Below are 18,811 nucleotides of genomic sequence, written 5' to 3'. Positions count from 1 at the left end.
GTGCCGGGTCGCCCCTCGGCGGAGTCCTGCGGCTGTCAGCCCTTGGCGCTCGCGGCCTCGCTCTGCTGCGTGGTGAGCAGCGCCTTGTGGGCGTCCTTGGGCTGGCCCATGCCCATCGCGCTCATGATCCAGGCGATGATGCCGCCGAGGACCACGACGCCCATGCCGGCCCAGAAGCCCGCGGGCTGGTCCATCACCATGAAGGCGCCCGCCACGCAGAAACCGATGAAGGCGATCGTGACACCGGTCCAGGCGGCCGGGGTGTGACCGTGGCTGCTGCCCGCCATTGCTTGCTCCTCGTTGCTGAAGTACGTGTCGAGCCGGACGCTCGCTGTCATTGTCCCGCACGCGCGCGGCTGCGGTGATCGGGGGTGGGCCGAGTGGTTCGACGCCGAGTGGGGCAACGCCCTCAAGGGGGCGCGGGGCTGTGCCCGATGTGCGGCTCCGCCGCGTGGGCGCGACCGGCCCCCACCGGCCCGCAGACAAGTCACCGCCTCCCCGCGGAGCGCTACGTCGGGTCCTCGCCCCGGTCCAGCGCCTTCCAGAGTTCCTCGGGCCGGTCGGGGTCGCCGGCGGCCCCGGCCCTGCGGCGCGGCCTGGGCGCGCCGTTGCGCTCGTAGCGGCCGGACATGCCGGGCCACAGCCGTCCGTAGCGCAGGGCCAGCAGTCCCGCGAGCAGCAGCAGGGCCCCGCCCACGGCGGCGACGTACGGCCAGGCGGTGTGGGAGAGGGCCTGGACGGTGGCCGAGGTGTCGCCGGACGCCCGGGCGGCCTGTTCGTCCAGCGCGGTGCTGTCGGAGGCGCCGAGCAGGGCGGCGGCGACGGTGCCGGCGCCGGAGAGCGCGAGCAGACCGGCGACCATGAAGCGGCCGGCCCGGCGGACGGCGAAGACGGCGACGAGCGCGGCGAGCCCCACTATGGCCAGGGACGCGGGGACGCCGGTGACGTCACTGCCCTTGGCGGTCAGCGGGAAGGGGCCGCCCGCCACCGTGGCGGTGCCCTCCGACCAGCGCTGCCGGGTGGCGAGCAGCGCGACGGTGGCGCCGACCGCCCCGCACAGCAGGGCTGCGGCGAGGCTCATACGGCCGGCCCGGGCGGAGCCGGGGGCTTCGGAACGAGGGTGCGGTACAGCAGTCACGTACTCCACTATCACCCGAACCCCGGGCGATCAGTCACCCGGGGTTCATGTGAGACCGCCTACCCGGCCCGGCGCGGGGCGGTTCAGCCGAGCCGGTTCGCCGTGTGCACCGCGCGCAGGACCGCCGCCGCCTTGTTGCGGCACTCGGTGTCCTCGGCGACCGGGTCCGAGTCGGCGACGATGCCGGCGCCCGCCTGGACATAGGCGGTGCCGTCGCGCAGGAGGGCCGTACGGATGGCGATGGCGGTGTCGGAGTCGCCCGCGAAGTCGAGGTAGCCGACGCAGCCGCCGTACAGCCCGCGCCGGGACGGTTCGAGCTCGTCGATGATCTGCATCGCGCGGGGCTTGGGGGCGCCGGAGAGGGTGCCCGCCGGGAAGCAGGCCGTCAGGACGTCGAAGGCCGTGCGGCCCGGGGCGACGCGGCCGGTCACCGTGGAGACGATGTGCATCACGTGGGAGTACCGCTCGATGGACATGAAGTCGACGACCTCGACGGAGCCCGGCTCGCAGACCCGTCCCAGGTCGTTGCGGCCCAGGTCGACCAGCATCAGGTGCTCGGCGCGCTCCTTGGGGTCGGCGAGCAGCTCGTCGGCGAGGGCCTGGTCCTCCTGCGGGGTCGCCCCGCGCCACCGGGTGCCGGCGATGGGGTGGACCATGGCACGGCCGTCCTCGACCTTCACCAGGGCTTCCGGGGAGGAGCCGACGACGTCGAAGCCGTCGAAGCGGAACAGGTACATGTACGGGGAGGGGTTGGTGGCCCGCAGCACCCGGTAGACGTCGAGCGCGCTCGCCGTGCACGGCGTCTCGAAGCGCTGGGAGGGGACCACCTGGAACGCCTCGCCGGCCCGGATGCGCTCCTTGATGTCCTCGACGGCCTCCTGGAAGTCCTCGCCGCCCCACAGCGCGGAGTACTCGGGCAGCTCCGAGGGCGGGAGGACGGCCGGGGGCTGCGCGACCGGGCGGGTCAGGTCGGCCTGCATGGCGTCGAGGCGGGCGACGGCGTCGGCGTAGGCCTCGTCGACGCCCGTGTCGAGGTCGTTGTGGTTGATCGCGTTGGCGATCAGCAGGACGGAGCCCTCCCAGTGGTCCATGACGGCGAGGTCACTGGTGAGCAGCATGGTCAGCTCGGGCAGCTTCAGGTCGTCCCGCTCGCCGGGGCCGATCTTCTCCAGGCGGCGCACGATGTCGTAGCCGAGGTAGCCGACCATGCCGCCGGTGAAGGGCGGCAGGTTCAGGTCGTGGGCGAGGTCGCGCGGGGTGTGCAGGGCCTCGATGGTGGCGCGCAGGGCGGCCAGCGGGTCGCCCTCGACGGGGACGCCGACGGGCGGGGTGCCGAGCCAGTGGGCCTGGCCGCCGCGGGCCGTGAGGGTCGCCGCGGACCGGACGCCCACGAAGGAGTAGCGGGACCAGGAGCGGCCGTTCTCCGCGGACTCCAGCAGGAAGGTGCCGGGGCGCTCGGCGGCGAGCTTGCGGTAGAGGGCGACCGGGGTGTCGCCGTCGGCGAGGAGCTTGCGGGTGACCGGGATGACCCGGCGGTCGGTGGCGAGCTTGCGGAACGTCTCAAGGTCCATGGCGGCCGACCCTACTGATCCGAGGCCGGTGCGCCGGAATCGGCGCCGTCCTTGAGCAGCACGTCCTCGTCGAAGCAGGTGCGCGCGCCGGTGTGGCAGGCGGCGCCGACCTGGTCGACCTTGACGAGGAGGGTGTCCGCGTCGCAGTCCAGGGCGACCGACTTCACCCACTGGAAGTGGCCGGAGGTGTCGCCCTTGACCCAGTACTCCTGGCGGCTGCGGGACCAGTAGGTGCAGCGGCCGGTGGTGAGCGTGCGATGCAGCGCCTCGTCGTCCATCCAGCCGAGCATCAGCACCTCTTGGGTGTCGTACTGCTGGGCGATGGCGGGCAGGAGGCCGTCGGCGCTGCGCTTGAGGCGCGCGGCGATCTCGGGGTCCAGCCGGCTGGGTGGGCGGGGCGTGCTGGTGGTCATGCCTGCCATTGTGCCGCCTGCCACTGACAGTGACGGTTCGATGTCCACTGGGCGGACTTCCGAGGGGGTCGTAGGCTGACTGTATGTCGACCTTCGCCCAGCGTGAACGACTTCTGCTCGCCGACCTCTTGGAGGCCGAGGGCCCCGAGGCCCCCACCCTCTGCGAGGGCTGGCAGACCCGTGAGCTGGCCGCGCACGTGGTGGTGCGCGAGCGCCGCCCCGACGCCGCCGCCGGTCTGCTGATCAAGCCGCTCGCCCCGCGCCTGGACAAGGCGATGGAGGAGTTCGCCGCGAAGCCGTACGAGGAGCTGATCCAGCTCATCCGCACCGGCCCGCCGCGCTTCTCGCCCTTCCAGCTCAAGCAGATCGACGAGGCGTCGAACACGATCGAGTTCTACGTCCACACCGAGGACGTCCGCCGTGCCCAGCCGGACTGGACGCCGCGCGAGCTCGACCCGGTCTTCCAGGACGCCCTGTGGTCCCGTCTGGAGCGCTCCGCGCGCCTGGTGGGCCGCAGCGCGCCCACGGGTCTGGTGCTGCGCCGCCCCGACGGCCAGACGGCGGTGGCCCACAAGGGCACGCCGGTCGTCACGGTGACCGGCGAGCCGTCGGAGCTGCTGATGTTCGCCTACGGCCGGCAGAACGCCGCCAAGGTCGAGCTGGACGGCGACGAGAACGCCATCGCCAAGCTGCACGAGGGCAAGCAGCTGGGGATCTAGACCTACCGGTCCGCCACCACTCCCCCGACGGGCATCGGCAGGGCACGCGGCACGGCGCTGACCGCCGTCACGAGCCCGGCCCGGACAGCGGCCCAGGACAGGGCGAGGTAGTACACCTTGTCGCCGACCCCGGCCACACGGTGACCGGGGCTCAGGACTCGGACCGGCGTCACCTCACGGGGTGGCCGGCCGTCCGCAGCGCGTCCTTCACCTCGCCTATCCGCAGATCGCCGAAGTGGAAGACCGAGGCGGCCAGCACCGCGTCCGCGCCGGCCTCGATGGCGGGCGCGAAGTCGGCGAGCCTGCCGGCGCCGCCGGACGCGATCACCGGAACCGTCACGTGCTTGCGTACGGCCCGGATCATCTCCAGGTCGTAGCCGTCCTTGGTGCCGTCGGCGTCCATCGAGTTGAGCAGGATCTCGCCCGCGCCCAGCTCGGCCGCGCGGTGCGCCCACTCGACGGCGTCGATGCCGGTGCCCTTGCGGCCGCCGTGGGTGGTCACCTCGAAGGAGCCCTCGGGCGTGCGGCGGGCGTCCACCGACAGCACCAGCACCTGCCGTCCGAAGCGCTCCGCGATCTCACGGATCAGGTCGGGGCGGGCGATGGCCGCGGTGTTGACGCCCACCTTGTCCGCGCCCGCGCGCAGCAGCTTGTCCACGTCCTCGGCCATACGGACACCGCCGCCGACCGTCAGCGGGATGAACACCTGCTCGGCCGTGCGGCGCACCACGTCGTACGTCGTCTCCCGGTTGCCCGACGAGGCGGTGATGTCCAGGAACGTCAGCTCGTCGGCGCCCTCGGCGTCGTACACCTTGGCCATCTCGACGGGGTCGCCCGCGTCGCGCAGGTTCTGGAAGTTGACGCCCTTGACGACCCGGCCGTTGTCCACGTCCAGGCAGGGGATGACTCGGACCGCCAGGGTCATGAATCCACGGCTCCTCTGTATGCCTCTAGCTCTACTTCGACCAGGATGCGCGGGTCGACGAAACCCTCCACGACCAGCAGGGTGGACACCGGTCGCACCGCGTCGAAGATCTCCTTGTGGGCCCGGCCCGCCTCGTCCACGTCCCGCAGATGCGTCAGATACATCCGGGTGCGGATCACGGACCCGATTCCGAGTCCGAACTCGCCGATCGCCTCGATCGCGCCGGCGAAGGCCACCTTGGCCTGCTCGTACGGGTCGCCCTCCCCGTACAGCACCTGTCCCTTGAAGGACGTGGTGCCCGCCACCAGCACTCGGTCGCCCGCCGCGACGGCGCGTGCGAAGCCGAAGGACTCTTCCCAGGGACTCCCGCTCTGCACCCGCCGCACGGCATCGGACGTCATGACGACACAACCTCCAGGGCCTCTTCCAAGGTGAACGCCTTCGCGTACAGCGCCTTCCCGACGATGGAGCCCTCGACACCGAGCGGCACCAGCTCGGCGATGGCCCGCAGGTCGTCCAGCGAGGACACGCCGCCGGAGGCCACGACCGGCCGGTCCGTCGCCGCGCACACGTTCTTCAGCAGCTCCAGGTTGGGGCCCTGGAGGGTGCCGTCCTTGGCGATGTCGGTGACGACGTAGCGGGCGCAGCCCTCGTTGTTGAGGCGCTCCAGCGTCTCGTAGAGGTCGCCGCCGTCGCGGGTCCAGCCGCGGCCGCGCAGGGTCGTGCCGCGTACGTCGAGACCGACGGCGATCTTGTCGCCGTGCTCGGCGATGACCTTGGCGACCCACTCCGGGGTCTCCAGGGCGGCCGTGCCGAGGTTCACGCGCGTGCAGCCGGTGGCGAGCGCGGCGGCCAGCGAGGCGTCGTCGCGGATGCCGCCCGACAGCTCGACCTTGATGTCCATCGCCCCCGCGACCTCGGCGATCAGCTCGCGGTTGTCGCCGGTGCCGAACGCGGCGTCCAGGTCGACCAGGTGCAGCCACTCGGCGCCGGAGCGCTGCCAGGCGAGGGCGGCCTCCAGCGGGGAGCCGTAGGACGTCTCGGTACCGGACTCGCCGTGCACGAGGCGGACGGCCTGGCCGTCACGGACGTCGACGGCGGGGAGGAGTTCGAGCTTGGCCATGTCTCTACAGGGTTCCGATCCAGTTGGTGAGCAGCTGCGCTCCGGCGTCGCCGGACTTCTCGGGGTGGAACTGCGTGGCCCACAGGGCGCCGTTCTCCACGGCGGCCACGAAGGGCTTGCCGTGCGTCGACCAGGTGACCAGCGGGGCGGTCATCAGCGGGTTGGCGGTCTCCAGGGTCCAGTCCTGGACGGCGTAGGAGTGCACGAAGTAGAAGCGCGCGTCCGCGTCCAGGCCGGCGAACAGCTCGCTGCCGGGCGGCACGTCCACGGTGTTCCAGCCCATGTGGGGCACGACGTCGGCCTGCACCGGCTCCACCGAGCCCGGCCACTCGCCGAGGCCCTCGGTCTCGACGCCGTGCTCGATGCCGCGCGCGAACAGGATCTGCATGCCGACGCAGATGCCCATCACGGGCCGCCCGCCGGACAGCCGGCGGTCGATGATCCAGTCGCCGCGGGCCTCGGTGAGCCCCTTCATGCAGGCCGCGAAGGCGCCGACGCCCGGCACCAGCAGCCCGTCGGCGTTCATGGCCCGGTCGAAGTCACGGGTGATCTCGACGTCGGCCCCCGCGCGCGCGAGGGCGCGTTCGGCCGACCTCACATTGCCGAAGCCGTAGTCGAAGACCACGACCTTCTTGGTGCTCAATTCCACACCTCCAGCCTCAGGACGCCCGCGAGGAGACACATCGCGGCGCCTATCGAGAGCAGGGTGATGAGGCTCTTCGGCATCCCCTGCTTGGCGAAGGAGATGATGCCGCCGACGAGGAAGAGGCCGACGACGATCAGGACGGTGGACAGCCCGTTCATGGGTTACAGCGCACCCTTCGTGGAGGGAAGGATGCCGGCCGCGCGCGGGTCGCGCTCACTGGCGTACCGCAGCGCCCGCGCCAGCGCCTTGAACTGGCACTCCACGATGTGGTGGGCGTTGCGCCCGTACGGCACGTGCACGTGCAGCGCGATCTGGGCCTGGGCGACGAAGGACTCCAGGATGTGCCGGGTCATCGTGGTGTCGTACTCGCCGATCATCGGCGCCATCTTCTCGGGCTCGGTGTGCACGAGGTAGGGGCGGCCGGAGAGGTCGACGGTGACCTGGGCGAGGGACTCGTCCAGCGGGACCGTGCAGTTGCCGAAGCGGTAGATCCCCACCTTGTCGCCGAGGGCCTGCTTGAAGGCGGCGCCCAGCGCGAGGGCGGTGTCCTCGATGGTGTGGTGGGAGTCGATGTGCAGGTCGCCCTCGGTCTTCACGGTCAGGTCGAACAGACCGTGCCGGCCGAGCTGGTCGAGCATGTGGTCGTAGAAGCCGACGCCTGTCGACACATCGACCTTCCCGGACCCGTCGAGATCGATCTCGACGAGGACCGAGGTCTCCTTCGTCACCCGCTCTGTGCGGCCTACGCGGCTCATGCGCTCTGCTCCTTCGGGGGTGTGGGGGCGCCCCCCACAAGACACTGCAACTCACGTACCGCGTCGAGGAACGCGTCGTTCTCGTCGGGAGTTCCGGCGGACACCCGCAGCCATCCCGGGATGCCGTTGTCACGGACCAGGACACCCCGGTCGAGGATCTTCCGCCAGGCGCGGTGCGAGTCCTCGAACCTGCCGAACTGCACGAAGTTCGCGTCGGACTCGACGACGTCGTAGCCGATCGCGCGCAGTTCGTGCACCAGCCGGTCCCGCTCGGACTTCAGCTGCTCGACGTACTTCAGCAGCGTGTCGGTGTGCTCCAGTGCGGCCAGCGCGGTCGCCTGGGTGACGGCCGACAGGTGGTAGGGCAGCCGTACGAGCTGGACGGCGTCCACCACCGCCGGGTGCGCGGCGAGGTATCCGAGGCGCAGGCCGGCGGCGCCGAAGGCCTTCGACATCGTCCGGGAGACGACGAGATTCGGCCGGCCTTCGATGAGCGGCAGCAGCGAGTCGCCGTGGCTGAACTCGATGTACGCCTCGTCGACCACGACCATCGACGGCTTGGCGGCCTGCGCGGCCTCGTACAGCGCGAGGACGGTCTCGCGCGGGACCGCGTTGCCGGTGGGATTGTTGGGCGTCGTGATGAACACGACGTCGGGGCGGTGCTCTGCGATCGCCTTCGTCGCCGCCTCGACGTCGATCGTGAAGTCGTCGCGCCGCGGGCCCGAGATCCAGCCCGTGCCGGTGCCGCGGGAGATGAGCGCGTGCATCGAGTACGACGGCTCGAAGCCGATCGCCGTGCGCCCGGGTCCGCCGAAGGTCTGCAGCAGCTGCTGGATGACCTCGTTGGAGCCGTTGGCCGCCCAGACGTTGGCGAGGCCCACCTCGTGGCCGGAGGTGTCGGTGAGGTACTCGGCGAGCCGGGTGCGCAGCTCGACGGCGTCCCGGTCCGGGTAGCGGTTGAGGTCGCGGGCCGCCTCGCGGACGCGCTCGGCGATCCGCTCGACCAGCGGCTCGGGCAGCGGGTAGGGGTTCTCGTTGGTGTTCAGCCGTACGGGCACGTCCAACTGGGGCGCGCCGTAGGGGGACTTGCCGCGCAGCTCGTCACGGACGGGGAGCTCGTCCCAAGGGGACACAGAGGGGTTGCCTGTCACTTGTCTTCTGGAACCTTCCAACCGAACCGAGCCTTGATCGCCGCGCCGTGCGCGGGCAGGTCCTCCGCCTCCGCCAGCGTGACCACGTGATGCGCGACCTCGGCCAGCGCGTCCTTCGTGTAGTCGACGATGTGGATGCCGCGCAGGAAGGACTGGACGGACAGGCCCGAGGAGTGGCAGGCGCAGCCGCCGGTGGGCAGGACGTGGTTGGAGCCGGCTGCGTAGTCGCCGAGCGAGACCGGCGCCCAGGGCCCGATGAAGATCGCGCCGGCGTTGCGCACGCGGTCCGCCACGGCGGCGGCGTCGGCCGTCTGGATCTCCAGGTGCTCGGCGCCGTACGCGTCCACGACCTTCAGGCCCTGCTCGACGCCGTCGACCAGGACGATCGCGGACTGCCTGCCCTTGAGGGCGGGCACGATCCGGTCGTCGATGTGCCTGGTGGCCGCGACCTGCGGCTCCAGCTCCCGCTCCACCGCGTCCGCGAGCTCCACGGAGTCGGTGACGAGGACGGCGGCGGCCAGCGGGTCGTGCTCGGCCTGGCTGATCAGGTCGGAGGCGACGTGCACCGGGTCGGCGGTGGCGTCGGCCAGGATCGCGATCTCGGTCGGGCCCGCCTCGGCGTCGATGCCGATCCTGCCGGTGAAGTAGCGCTTGGCGGCGGCGACCCAGATGTTGCCGGGGCCGGTGACCATGTTGGCCGGCGGGCAGGACTCGGTGCCGTACGCGAACATCGCGACGGCCGTGGCGCCGCCGGCGGCGTACACCTCGTCGACGCCGAGCAGCGCGCACGCGGCGAGGATCGTCGGGTGCGGCAGGCCTCCGAACTCGGCCTGGGCGGGCGAGGCGAGCGCGACGGACTCGACGCCGGCCTCCTGGGCCGGGACCACGTTCATGATCACGGACGACGGGTAGACGGAGCGGCCACCCGGCGCGTACAGCCCGACGCGGTCGACCGGCACCCACTTCTCGGTCACCGAGCCGCCCGGCACGACCTGGGTCGTGTGGGTCTCGCGGCGCTGTGCGCGGTGCACGAGACGGGCGCGGCGGATGGACTCCTCCAGGGCCGCGCGCACGGCCGGGTCGAGCTCCGCGAGGGCCTTGTCGAGGGCCTCGGCGGGCACCCGGACCTTCTCCAGCCCGACCCCGTCGAACTTCTCCGCGAAGTCGATCAGCGCCGCGTCGCCCCGATGATGCACGGCCTCGCAGATCGGACGCACCTTCTCCAGGGCGGCCGAGACGTCGAAGTCGGCTCGGGGCAGCAGGTCGCGCAGGGCGGGGCCCTCGGGGAGGGCGTCGCCGCGCAGATCGATTCGGGAGATCACGGGTGCAATTCTCTCAGACCCGGGTCCGGCGTCGTTCGCGCGTATCAATGGCTGATACAGACCGCCGGCGGAACCCGGAAGATCCTCTTCACGTCTAGCGTTCGGGGCGTCACCCAGCGGGCATGAACGGTTGTATAAACCCACGAGTAGCCGAGGGGGATGGGCGAAACGTGACCGAACGGGGCGGTCTGCGCGACGGGGACCTGCCGGACGACCTGCCGAACGACCTGACCGCCGCCGAGCTCGGCATGTGGCAGGCCTTCCGCAACGGCAGCGTGTACGACCTGAGCAGCGGCGACACGGTCGTCGACGACCCGCACGGCGGGCATCCCTGGGGCCCGGAGCGGACCGTGCGCGCACGGATCATCTGCTGGCTGCTGCTGGACGGGCCGCCCGCCCTCGCGGGCCGGGTGTCCTCGCTGAAGCTGGTCGGCGTGCGGATCAGCGACCCGATGGACCTGGCGGGCGGCACGGTGGTGCCCTACGTCGAGCTGCGCGGCTGCCGCTTCGACCGGGAGATCCTGCTGCCGGAGGCCCGCTTCACGACCGTACGGCTCGTGGACTGCGCGGTGCCGCGGCTGGAGGCGGCGCGGGTGCACACCGAGGGCGATCTGCATCTGCCGCGCTGCCGGTTCCACAACGGCGTACGGCTCACCGACGCCCACATCGGCACGGATCTGCTGCTGAACCAGGCGATCGTCTACCGGGACCGCAGCGGGCGCTCGATCGCCGCGGACGGCATCAGCGTCGGCCAGGACCTCCAGGCCGAGATGCTGGAGTCGCACGGCGAGCTGAGCCTGCGCGGCGCCACCATCGGCGTGTCGCTGAGCCTGCGCGGCGCCCGGCTGGTCAACCCGTACACCCGGCTCGCACTGAACGCGCCCCAGCTGACCGTCGGGCGCACGCTGTACATGACGCCGGCGGGCGTCGGCAGTCCGCTGCTGAGCGGCCGTACTCCCGCGCGCGGGACGCGCATCCAGCGGTTCGAGTGCCAGGGCGGGGTGCGGCTCGACGACGGGCGGTTCGGGGACGCGGTCGACCTGGAGCGGGCCCGGTTCACCTTCACCGACGAGCAGGAGCTGTCGCTGCGCCGCATCCAGACGCCCGAGCTGCGCTTCCTCGGGGAGCGGCCGGAGCGCGGCGGGGTGGTGCTGTCGGGGGCGCGGACCGTCAACCTGATGGACCGCGCGGACGCCTGGCCGGACCCGGGGCTGCTGCACATGAGCGGCTTCACGTACGAGAACCTCGTGCCGCGCGGCCCGTTCCCGCTGGAGCGGCGGCTTCAGTGGGTGGCCGCCGCGACCGCCGAGTACAACCCGGAGCCGTACGAGCGCCTGGCCTCCGTGCTGCGGGCCGGCGGCGAGGACGAGGATGCGCGCGAGGTGCTGCTCGCCAAGCAGCGCCGGCGCCGCGAGACGCTGCCGCCGGCGGCCAAGCTGTGGGGCTACGCACAGGACTGGATGGTCGCCTACGGATACCGGCCCGGGCGGGCCGCCGTGTGGATGGCGGTGCTGTGGGCGGCGGGCTCGCTGGCGTTCGCGCACGCCGACCATCCGCCGATCAAGGGCGGTGAGCATCCGACCTGGAACCCGCCGCTGTTCGCCCTCGATCTGCTGCTGCCGGTGATCGACCTGGGCCAGGTCGGGTTCTGGCAGCTGAGCGGCGCCTGGCAGTGGCTGGCGGCGGCGATGATCCTGCTCGGCTGGATCCTGGCCACGACCGTGGCGACGGGAGCCACGCGCATGCTGCGGCGGAACTGATCCCCGCGAACCGATGAGGCCAGTGGGACGTGTGGGACGTGTGGGCACGTGTGCGACCGCTGAGTTTGAGACTCGGGCGCCGGGACAGTTGTTGAACAGTCGACCTTTACCTGTTCTTGACCTACCGGCGTACAACTTTCGACATCTTGGCTTTTCCCTCTGGCGCGGCGTGACCAGCGGTCTTTCAATGGTCGACACCATGGCTCTGATGCTTCCGTTCGGCCGTGCGTCCCGGACGACAAGGACCGCGGAGCACCCCGCCGTCGCACTCCCCGGCGACGACGAGGTGCTTCTCGACGCGCCCGACGACCGTCTCGGCCCCGCCCTGGTCGCGGCCGGGCGCGGTGAGTACGAACCCGCCGCCGCGCTGCTCGCCCGTACCCGCCGGCACACCGAGTGGGAGCACCGCGACCGCTACACGCTGCGCCTGGCGGCCTTCGCGCGCTCCCGGACGGAGTGGCTGGAGACCTGGTACGCGGCCGCCCCGCAGGACCCGGACGCGCTGCTGATCAGGGCCCAGCTCGCGGTGGACCACGCCTGGGGCTCGCCGGCCCGGGCCGAGGTGCTGCGCGGGGTGAGCCCGCTGATCACCGCCGCCGCCCGTACCGACGACCGCGACCCGGTGCCCTGGCGGATCGCCCTGGACCACGCGCGCGGCTCACGGGCCGGCCACACCTACTTCGGGGAGCTGTGGGAGGCGGCGCTGCGCCGCGCCCCGCGCCACTACGGCTGCCATGTGGCGGCCCTGCGCTACCTGGCCTCCTCCTGGCACGGCTCCCACCGCGAGTGCCTGGACTTCGCCGACCGGGCCGCGCAGGACGCCCCCGCCGACTCCCTCGTACAGGCGCTGCCGACCCGGGCCGTCCTCGCCTACCTGGACGACGGCTGCGGTCCTGGCGTGCCGCGCGAGCGGCTGGACGAGGCGGCCGACCGGGCCGTGGCGCTGTCCGCCCGGTTCCCGGCGGCCGACCCGTGGCCGGCGGCGATCCGCAACAAGCTGACGTACGTGCTGGTACGGCTGGGCCGCTGGGAGGACGCCCTGGAGCAGCTCGCGCTGATCGGGCCGCACGCCACCTCCTTCCCGTGGAGCAGGGTCGCGGACGATCCGCTGGGCCGGTTCCTGGAGACGCGCGACGAGGTACGGCGCCGGGCGGCCGGCTCCGCGGCGCGGGGTGCCGCAGGCGGACATCCACGGAGTGGGCGCGGCGGACGCGTTCACTCCGATGACCACTAGGCTTTGGCGCCGTGACCGTCCGCCTTCCGCTGTTTCCCCTGAACTCGGTGCTGTTCCCGGGACTCGTGCTGCCGCTCAACGTCTTCGAGGAGCGCTACCGCGCCATGATGCGCGATCTGCTGAAGACCCCCGAGGAGGAGCCGCGCCGTTTCGCCGTCGTGGCCATCCGCGACGGCCACGAGGTGGCCCCGAGCGCTCCGGGTATGCCCGACCCCACGGCCCTGCCGGAGCGCGGGCCCGCCGCGGGCTTCGGCCCGGACCCGGTGAAGGCCTTGCACGGGGTGGGCTGTGTGGCGGACGCGGCGACGATCCGGGAGCGGGCCGACGGCACCTTCGAGGTGCTGGCGACGGGCACCACCCGGGTGCGGCTGGTCTCGGTGGACGCCTCGGGCCCGTTCCTGACGGCGGAGCTGGAGGAGCTCCAGGAGGAGCCGGGCGACGAGGCGGGGGCTCTGGCCGAGGGCGTGCTACGCGCGTTCCGGCAGTACCAGAAGCGTCTGGCCGGTGCCCGTGAACGTTCCCTGTCCACGGGGGCCGAGCTGCCCGACCAGCCCGCGGTGGTCTCCTACCTGGTGGCGGCCGCGATGATGCTGGACACCCCGACGAAGCAGCGCCTGCTCCAGGCCCCGGACACCGCGTCCCGGCTGCGCGACGAGCTGAAACTCCTTCGCACCGAGACCTCGATCATCCGTAGCCTGCCGTCGCTGCCGTCGTCGGACCTGACGCGCGGCCCGACGAGTCTCAACTGACGCACGACCACTGGGGATACCGGCCACCATGGCGAAGAAGTCGAAGAAGAACCAACAGTCGGGCGGTACTCCCGCGACGGTCGCCCTCGCGGCCGCGGGCGTCGCCTACACCGTCCACTCCTACGACCACGACCCAGCGCACCCCTCGTACGGCGAGGAGGCCGCGGAGGCGATGGGCGTCTCCCCTGACCGGGTCTTCAAGACGCTGGTGGCGGACGTGGACGGCAGTCTGACCGTGGCGGTGGTCCCGGTGGCCGGGCAGCTGGACCTCAAGTCGCTGGCGTCGGCGGTCGGCGGCAAGCGCGCGGCGATGGCCGACCCGGCCCTGGCGGAACGCACCACGGGCTATGTGCGCGGTGGCATCTCCCCGCTGGGCCAGCGCAAGAAGCTCCGCACGGTCCTGGACGCCTCGGCCTCGGCCCACGCCACGATCTGCGTCTCGGCGGGCCGTCGCGGCCTGGAGGTCGAGCTCTCCCCCGAGGACCTCGCCAAGCTCACGGAGGCGGTCCTGGCGCCCATCGGGCGTGCGTGACCTCTCGACGGCGGCGGTGTCCTCGGTTAAGTACGAGGGACATGTCGAAGAAAACGCGGAAACGAAAGTGGCGCATCAAGAAGGGCCGCTCGAACCACGGACGCCGCCCGGCATGACGAACCACCGGCCCGGGGGCCACGGCCCCCTGGGCATCCCGGCCCCGATGCCTGATCGCCGGACAGGTTCTAGGCCGGCGGTGCTCCGTACGGGTCCTTCGGCTGTCCCTCCGGCGGGTGCTGGTGGTACGGGTCCGCGTCCCGGGGGCCGAACAGCGCGGTCAGCCCGAGGTGGACGATCAGCGCGGTCAACGGCCAGGCCAGCAGGGCGCCCTTGGCCCCCAGCTTCAGCGGCGCGGAGAACGCGACGCCCTTGCCCACTTCCTTGGCGTGGGCGACGACGTCCTGCGCGGGCCCGAGCCGGACTCCGAGCCACCAGGCGAGCAGCGCCCCGAGGAATCCCCCGACGGCCAGTCCGATCACCAGCGGCACGCCCCCGCGCCGCCGCCACAGGAACACGGCGACCGCACTGACCAGGCCGAACGCCAGCGCGAGCAGAGTGAACGTTCCGTCCACCCCGATGGCCTGCTCCCCCTCGGAATCCTTGAAGTAGACGACCCAGCTGTTGTCGACGACGTCCCCGACCAGTGGCACGCTCGGCGCCAGCCGCCACCACAGCACCCCGAGCAGCGCGCCGAAGAGCGCCACCACCACCGTGACGATCGCTGCCTCTCGCAGTTCGGTCTTCATACCGGGACCGTCCTGTTGGTACGAGCCATACATGCCGTACGGGCCGTGAGAGCCGGGGTGGCCCGGTATTGCTCCCGGGGCACCGGATATGGCGTCATGCGGCGGTGCGGCGGCCGCGTGCCCGGCAGCGGGCTGCTGCCATCCCCCGTTCGGGGACGGTTCACGCGGCGGCGGTGGAGGAGTCAGCGGAGCGGTCACCCTGCCATCGTGCCAGGCCGACCTGTGCGGCGCGTCACCGGACGGCCGCCCGACGGTACGCCCAGGTGGCCACGGCCAGCGAGACGACGCCGACGACCCCGCACACGGCCAGGTCACCGAGCACGAAGGCCCAGTCCGGCCGCTCCGCGAAGGTCCGCGCGAAGGCCTCCACGCCGTACGTCGAGGGCAGCAGGTCCCGGGCGAGGCGGACCACCTCCGGCATCCGGTCGGCGGGCAGCACGCCCAGCAGCAGCGCGGCCGACATGCCCAGCTGCCCGAGCAGCGTGGCCAGTTCGGGGCGCGGGGCGAGCAGCCCGAGCGCCGCCCCGAGCCCGGCGAGCGCGGCCCCGGCCAGCGGGATCACCGCGACGAGCACCCAGAGATTCGCCATCGGCAGCCCGAACAGCACGCATCCGAAGACGGCGGTCACCACGGTCCCCGGCACGGTGAAGGAGGCGTACGCCCCGGCCGCCCCCAGCACCACCGCGGCCGGCGGCACCGGCAGCGTGGCGTAGTGGTCGAGCCCGCCACTGGCGCGCAGCTGCCCGAAGTACTGGGCGAGCAGGTTCAGCGCGACGAAGGCCACGACGAGTACCGCCGAACCGGCGACCACGGCCTGCGCCTCGGCGCCGCCGTCGACGACCCCGCGCATCAGGATCATGATCCCGATCGACTGGAAGGTCGCCACGAACAGCAGCGGGATGCGCGCGACCCGGGCCCGGGACAGCTGCGCCCGGTACACGGCGCACAGCGACGGCCACAGCCGCGCGCGCGGCCCGAGCTCGGCCGCGGCACGGCCGGCCGTCTCGTCCACGGCCGGGGCGCTGCCCGGCAGAACCTCGGCGGGTACGACACTCACGTGGCGCTGCTCCCTTTCACACGGGGGATCACCGGGGAGGTGGCCCTGTTCCGTACGGCGTTGGGTACGGATGCGGCGGTCTGCGTGCTCACGCCTTCACCAGCCCCTGCTGTGCGGCCCCGCCCAGCGACAGATAGACGTCCTCCAGGCTCGGCGTGGCCAGCGTGAAGTCGTCGAGCGCGGCGAAGGCGGCCCCGCCGGTGACGGTGGCGACGACCGCGCGGGCCTCCTCGGGGGCGAGCCGCAGCGTCCAGCGGCGGCCGGACTCCACGACCCGGTCCTGGAGCGCGGCGACCTCGGGCACGTCCAGCGGCGCCCGCTCCCGCCACAGCAGCTCGACCCGGACCTCGCCGGCGACGCGCTCCTTGAGCCCGGACGGCGTGTCACAGGCGATCACCCGGCCCCGGTCGAGCACGGCGACCCGGTCGAGCACGGTCTCGGCCTCGATGACGTTGTGGGTGACCAGGACCACCGTCGTGCCGTGCTCGGCCCGCCTGCGGTCCACGGCCGACCACACGGCCCGCCGTGCCACCGGGTCCATCGCGGTGGTCGGCTCGTCGAGCACGAGCAGCGGCCGCTCCCCCACCAGCGCGGCGGCGAAGCAGGCGAGCCGGCGCTGGCCGCCGGACAGCTTCTTGATCGGCCGCCCGGCGAGCGGCCCGAGGCCCAGCTCGTCGAGTACGGCGTCCCGTTCGTCGCGGGCCCGCCGTACGTCGAGGCCGCGCAGCCGTCCGGTCGTCTCGGCGGCGAGCGAGACGGTCAGGTCGTCGAGGGCGGTCGACTCCTGCCCGAGGTAGGCGAGGATGCGCGCGGCCCGCTCGGGGTGGCGCACGATGTCGTGCCCGAGGATCTCGACGCTGCCCGCGTCGGGCCGCATCAGCCCGGTCAGCTGCCGTACGAGGGTGGTCTTGCCGGCGCCGTTGGGGCCGAGCAACCCGAAGATCTCGCCGCGCCGGATGTCCAGCCGTACGTCGTCGGTGGCGCGCACCTCGGGAGTGCCGGGCGCCCCGCGCCGTGCACGCACCGCCGGGTAGGTCTTGGTCAGCCCGCGCACGGCACACACGACGTCACCACCGTGCCGAAATACCTGTGCCGCGCGCGTACTCACAAGGGACGAGACTACGGGGTCCACGAGCCCGATCCGCCCTCGGGTCGGCCACCCGGAACAAATCGGCCGCTCACCGCCGTAAAGCCGCTCTCCGCACGGCGTGGGCCGGTCGGTGCCGGACTCGTCCGCCACGCGTCCGGCTCACTCACCCGCGGGCGCGTGCTCCGCGGCCGTGCGGACGTCGATCTCACGCCAGAACCCGGCCCGGATCGCGTACCGGTCGTGCTCGTCGATCTGGTCGTCCTTGTGCGCGAGGAGCCCGAACCGGGCCGCGTAGCGCAGCAGCTCGCCGTCGATCCGGTGCGGAATCCGCGGATACATGCCGGACAGCCGCTGGAAGTGGTTCTGGTCCCCGAGCCGCGCCATCCACCGCCGCGCGAAGACCTGTCCGACCTCGTAGGGGTCGCCGCCGACCGTGGTGATGTCCTCCTCGCGGTCGGCCCACCGCTGCTCGGCCGTCGTCAGCTGTGCCAGCGTCGGCATGGACGCGGCCTCGGCCGACTCGGCCGCGACGCCGGGCCGGTCGACCCACCCTTTGTCGGAGGACCAGCGCAGCGTCGCGCTCGACGGGTGCTGGGCAGGCTGGACGCCGGGCGCGCGCAGGGCGGCGAGGTCCTTCGGCGTGGGCACGCCCTTGGGTGCCGGAACCCGCTCCTGCGTGCCGTTCTCCGAGGCGGTGGGCGCTGCGTGCTCGACCTCCGCGGGGGGCCGCTCGGTCGCCGCGCCGAGGGCGGAGTCGGGCAGCGGCGCGGACAGGATCGCGGCGATCTCCGGCCGGGGCGCGGGCGGCGGCGCGCACACCCCGGTGAGCTCCTTGGCGCGTACGGCCTTGGTGATCCACGTACGGTCGAGGACGCGTCGTTCGTCGGCCTCGGCGACCAGGTCCTCGGACTGGTTGTAGTCACCGTCGGCGGCCTGCACGGCCCACAGGTGTACGGCGACGCCGTGCTCCTTGGCGGCCATCATGCCCGGCAGGAGATCGCCGTCCCCGGTCACCAGCACCACGTCGGAGCAGGCGCGGTTGCGGGCCAGCTCGGTGAGCTCGGCGTGCATCGCGGCGTCCACGCCCTTCTGCGCCCAGCGGCCGTCGCTGCGGGTCAGAGCGCCCAGCCGGACGGTGACCCGGGGCATCACCCGCAGCCTGCGGTGCTCGGGCTGGGGGACGCGGTCGGGGGCGCCGTCGAACCAGTAGATCCGCAGCAGGGGCTGCTGGGTGTCGGACTCGGCGCGTTCGCGCAGCCCCTGGATGAGGGCGGCGTGGTCGACGGTGATCCGGGACCGGGAGGGTTCCCCGGCGAGCAGGCTGGCGGCGGCCCCCAGCAGATACCCGGCGTCCACCAGGACGATGCAGCGGTCCACGCGACTCACCCTCTTCCCGGGAGGTTTGCTTCGGGCTTCCTTCGAGTCTGCCCGACCGCGCGGGGGTTAACGGGCCGAACTCGATCTTCGGCGTGGCGTTTCGGGGCATCGGACCCGTGGCGCGCCATGCCTCACGCCCCGACAACCACTGTCACAGACGGTAATTATCCGAAATGCGTTCTTTATCAGCCTATGTGAATCTGATCCCGGCCCTGGCCCCTAGTCCCCACAGGAGGCAGATCACCATGGCCAAGAACAAGAAGCAGGACCGGAAGCAGCCGCAGTCCGAGCGTGCACAGCAGCAGGCGCAGCACTCCTCGATGGAGGCGCAGACCGAGCAGCACATGCCGCAGGCGACTCCCGCCGACATGGCACGCAAGGGCAAGCAGAAGCGCTTCGGCCACAACTGACATCTGAATGACGGGCTTTGCAGCCCAGGCACACGAAGAGGGGCGCACCCCGCGCGCGGGGTGCGCCCCCCTCGCACCCCCCCGCCCAACCAG

The 18,811-nt window shown here is 72.4% G+C and carries 23 protein-coding genes; 6 read left to right on the top strand and 17 right to left on the bottom strand.

The window, feature by feature from the left end:
- Positions 1-35: 35 nt before the first annotated feature.
- The 4 genes from AC3ETA_RS25080 to hisI all read right to left on the bottom strand — a co-directional run bounded on the left by AC3ETA_RS25080 (position 36) and on the right by hisI (position 3,122).
- Entirely contained in the window at positions 36-287 is a 252-nt protein-coding gene (locus tag AC3ETA_RS25080) for an HGxxPAAW family protein (RefSeq protein ID WP_380851397.1), read from the bottom strand.
- Positions 288-508: 221 nt separating this feature from the next.
- The gene (locus tag AC3ETA_RS25075) at positions 509-1,147 is read right to left on the bottom strand and encodes a TIGR02234 family membrane protein (protein ID WP_432195147.1); all 639 of its coding nucleotides are present in this window, start codon (positions 1,145-1,147) and stop codon (positions 509-511) included.
- A 74-nt stretch (positions 1,148-1,221) separates the two neighbouring features.
- A complete protein-coding gene (locus tag AC3ETA_RS25070; RefSeq protein ID WP_432195146.1) occupies positions 1,222-2,709 on the bottom strand; it encodes an anthranilate synthase component I in 1,488 nt (495 codons plus the stop codon).
- 11 nt (positions 2,710-2,720) lie between these two features.
- Positions 2,721-3,122, bottom strand: a complete 402-nt coding sequence (gene hisI / locus AC3ETA_RS25065) for a phosphoribosyl-AMP cyclohydrolase (RefSeq protein WP_432195145.1) — start codon at positions 3,120-3,122, stop codon at positions 2,721-2,723.
- 83 nt (positions 3,123-3,205) lie between these two features.
- Between hisI and AC3ETA_RS25060 the strand changes: the two genes are divergently transcribed.
- Entirely contained in the window at positions 3,206-3,841 is a 636-nt protein-coding gene (locus tag AC3ETA_RS25060) for a TIGR03085 family metal-binding protein (protein WP_030957949.1), read from the top strand.
- Between the two features lie 2 nt (positions 3,842-3,843).
- Here the strand turns inward: AC3ETA_RS25060 and AC3ETA_RS25055 are convergent, their stop codons facing one another.
- The 9 genes from AC3ETA_RS25055 to hisD are packed head-to-tail and all read right to left on the bottom strand — an operon-like array spanning position 3,844 to position 9,763.
- A complete protein-coding gene (locus AC3ETA_RS25055) occupies positions 3,844-3,978 on the bottom strand; it encodes a hypothetical protein (RefSeq protein WP_432195144.1) in 135 nt (44 codons plus the stop codon).
- Positions 3,979-4,010: 32 nt separating this feature from the next.
- The gene (gene hisF, locus AC3ETA_RS25050) at positions 4,011-4,766 is read right to left on the bottom strand and encodes an imidazole glycerol phosphate synthase subunit HisF (protein ID WP_432195143.1); all 756 of its coding nucleotides are present in this window, start codon (positions 4,764-4,766) and stop codon (positions 4,011-4,013) included.
- Positions 4,763-5,167, bottom strand: a complete 405-nt coding sequence (locus AC3ETA_RS25045) for a RidA family protein (RefSeq protein WP_432195142.1) — start codon at positions 5,165-5,167, stop codon at positions 4,763-4,765. Before AC3ETA_RS25045 ends, hisF begins: the two co-directional genes overlap by 4 nt.
- The gene (gene priA, locus AC3ETA_RS25040; RefSeq protein ID WP_048583414.1) at positions 5,164-5,889 is read right to left on the bottom strand and encodes a bifunctional 1-(5-phosphoribosyl)-5-((5-phosphoribosylamino)methylideneamino)imidazole-4-carboxamide isomerase/phosphoribosylanthranilate isomerase PriA; all 726 of its coding nucleotides are present in this window, start codon (positions 5,887-5,889) and stop codon (positions 5,164-5,166) included. The genes AC3ETA_RS25045 and priA overlap by 4 nt, the downstream gene beginning before the upstream one ends.
- Positions 5,890-5,893: 4 nt before the next feature.
- Positions 5,894-6,538, bottom strand: coding sequence for an imidazole glycerol phosphate synthase subunit HisH (gene hisH, locus AC3ETA_RS25035; protein WP_330353693.1), 645 nt, complete (start codon positions 6,536-6,538; stop codon positions 5,894-5,896).
- On the bottom strand, positions 6,529-6,693 hold the full coding sequence (locus AC3ETA_RS25030; protein ID WP_030951297.1) for a hypothetical protein: 165 nt from the start codon (positions 6,691-6,693) through the stop codon (positions 6,529-6,531). Before AC3ETA_RS25030 ends, hisH begins: the two co-directional genes overlap by 10 nt.
- A 3-nt stretch (positions 6,694-6,696) precedes the next feature.
- Positions 6,697-7,290, bottom strand: a complete 594-nt coding sequence (hisB, locus tag AC3ETA_RS25025) for an imidazoleglycerol-phosphate dehydratase HisB (RefSeq protein ID WP_432195141.1) — start codon at positions 7,288-7,290, stop codon at positions 6,697-6,699.
- Positions 7,287-8,423: a histidinol-phosphate transaminase gene (locus AC3ETA_RS25020; RefSeq protein ID WP_432195245.1), complete on the bottom strand. Its 1,137-nt coding sequence runs from the start codon at positions 8,421-8,423 to the stop codon at positions 7,287-7,289. The genes hisB and AC3ETA_RS25020 overlap by 4 nt, the downstream gene beginning before the upstream one ends.
- Positions 8,424-8,437: 14 nt before the next feature.
- Positions 8,438-9,763: a histidinol dehydrogenase gene (gene hisD / locus AC3ETA_RS25015; protein WP_432195140.1), complete on the bottom strand. Its 1,326-nt coding sequence runs from the start codon at positions 9,761-9,763 to the stop codon at positions 8,438-8,440.
- A gap of 170 nt (positions 9,764-9,933) precedes the next feature.
- Between hisD and AC3ETA_RS25010 the strand changes: the two genes are divergently transcribed.
- The 4 genes from AC3ETA_RS25010 (at position 9,934) to ybaK (ending at position 14,038) form a co-directional block, all read left to right on the top strand.
- Positions 9,934-11,523 carry an oxidoreductase gene (locus tag AC3ETA_RS25010; RefSeq protein ID WP_432195139.1) on the top strand — a complete coding sequence of 530 codons (1,590 nt, stop codon included), beginning with the start codon at positions 9,934-9,936 and terminating at the stop codon, positions 11,521-11,523.
- Positions 11,524-11,710: 187 nt separating this feature from the next.
- Entirely contained in the window at positions 11,711-12,757 is a 1,047-nt protein-coding gene (locus AC3ETA_RS25005; protein WP_432195138.1) for a hypothetical protein, read from the top strand.
- A gap of 11 nt (positions 12,758-12,768) precedes the next feature.
- Positions 12,769-13,506 carry an LON peptidase substrate-binding domain-containing protein gene (locus AC3ETA_RS25000; RefSeq protein ID WP_432195137.1) on the top strand — a complete coding sequence of 246 codons (738 nt, stop codon included), beginning with the start codon at positions 12,769-12,771 and terminating at the stop codon, positions 13,504-13,506.
- A gap of 28 nt (positions 13,507-13,534) precedes the next feature.
- The gene (gene ybaK / locus AC3ETA_RS24995) at positions 13,535-14,038 is read left to right on the top strand and encodes a Cys-tRNA(Pro) deacylase (RefSeq protein ID WP_432195136.1); all 504 of its coding nucleotides are present in this window, start codon (positions 13,535-13,537) and stop codon (positions 14,036-14,038) included.
- Positions 14,039-14,223: 185 nt separating this feature from the next.
- On the opposite strand, the gene AC3ETA_RS24990 is transcribed toward ybaK, so the two are convergent.
- The 4 genes from AC3ETA_RS24990 to AC3ETA_RS24975 form a co-directional block, all read right to left on the bottom strand.
- The gene (locus AC3ETA_RS24990) at positions 14,224-14,982 is read right to left on the bottom strand and encodes an AAA family ATPase (protein WP_432195135.1); all 759 of its coding nucleotides are present in this window, start codon (positions 14,980-14,982) and stop codon (positions 14,224-14,226) included.
- Between the two features lie 34 nt (positions 14,983-15,016).
- Positions 15,017-15,841 (bottom strand): ABC transporter permease, encoded by an 825-nt coding sequence (locus AC3ETA_RS24985; protein WP_432195134.1) that lies wholly within the window; start codon positions 15,839-15,841, stop codon positions 15,017-15,019.
- A gap of 88 nt (positions 15,842-15,929) precedes the next feature.
- Positions 15,930-16,904, bottom strand: coding sequence for an ABC transporter ATP-binding protein (locus tag AC3ETA_RS24980; protein ID WP_432195133.1), 975 nt, complete (start codon positions 16,902-16,904; stop codon positions 15,930-15,932).
- Between the two features lie 186 nt (positions 16,905-17,090).
- Positions 17,091-18,308 (bottom strand): NYN domain-containing protein, encoded by a 1,218-nt coding sequence (locus tag AC3ETA_RS24975; protein ID WP_432195132.1) that lies wholly within the window; start codon positions 18,306-18,308, stop codon positions 17,091-17,093.
- Between the two features lie 245 nt (positions 18,309-18,553).
- On the opposite strand from AC3ETA_RS24975, the gene AC3ETA_RS24970 reads away from it, so the two are divergent.
- Positions 18,554-18,718, top strand: coding sequence for a hypothetical protein (locus AC3ETA_RS24970; RefSeq protein ID WP_185932552.1), 165 nt, complete (start codon positions 18,554-18,556; stop codon positions 18,716-18,718).
- Positions 18,719-18,811: the final 93 nt, after the last annotated feature.

The organism is Streptomyces sp. bgisy027, from assembly GCF_057710365.1.
The sequence above is the reverse complement of the archived record's forward strand: the minus strand, read 5'-3'. Positions and strand labels throughout refer to the sequence as shown.

Bases quoted from the DNA above. Each gene is read 5' to 3' on its own strand.
- ybaK (WP_432195136.1), top strand. From the start codon at position 13,535: ATGGCGAAGAAGTCGAAGAAGAACCAACAGTCGGGCGGTACTCCCGCG.
- AC3ETA_RS24970 (WP_185932552.1), top strand. From the start codon at position 18,554: ATGGCCAAGAACAAGAAGCAGGACCGGAAGCAGCCGCAGTCCGAGCGT.
- AC3ETA_RS25080 (WP_380851397.1), bottom strand. From the start codon at position 287: ATGGCGGGCAGCAGCCACGGTCACACCCCGGCCGCCTGGACCGGTGTC.
- AC3ETA_RS25070 (WP_432195146.1), bottom strand. From the start codon at position 2,709: ATGGACCTTGAGACGTTCCGCAAGCTCGCCACCGACCGCCGGGTCATC.
- AC3ETA_RS25060 (WP_030957949.1), top strand. From the start codon at position 3,206: ATGTCGACCTTCGCCCAGCGTGAACGACTTCTGCTCGCCGACCTCTTG.
- AC3ETA_RS25005 (WP_432195138.1), top strand. From the start codon at position 11,711: ATGGTCGACACCATGGCTCTGATGCTTCCGTTCGGCCGTGCGTCCCGG.
- priA (WP_048583414.1), bottom strand. From the start codon at position 5,889: ATGGCCAAGCTCGAACTCCTCCCCGCCGTCGACGTCCGTGACGGCCAG.
- AC3ETA_RS25030 (WP_030951297.1), bottom strand. From the start codon at position 6,693: ATGAACGGGCTGTCCACCGTCCTGATCGTCGTCGGCCTCTTCCTCGTC.
- hisI (WP_432195145.1), bottom strand. From the start codon at position 3,122: ATGACCACCAGCACGCCCCGCCCACCCAGCCGGCTGGACCCCGAGATC.
- hisB (WP_432195141.1), bottom strand. From the start codon at position 7,290: ATGAGCCGCGTAGGCCGCACAGAGCGGGTGACGAAGGAGACCTCGGTC.
- hisF (WP_432195143.1), bottom strand. From the start codon at position 4,766: ATGACCCTGGCGGTCCGAGTCATCCCCTGCCTGGACGTGGACAACGGC.
- AC3ETA_RS25045 (WP_432195142.1), bottom strand. From the start codon at position 5,167: ATGACGTCCGATGCCGTGCGGCGGGTGCAGAGCGGGAGTCCCTGGGAA.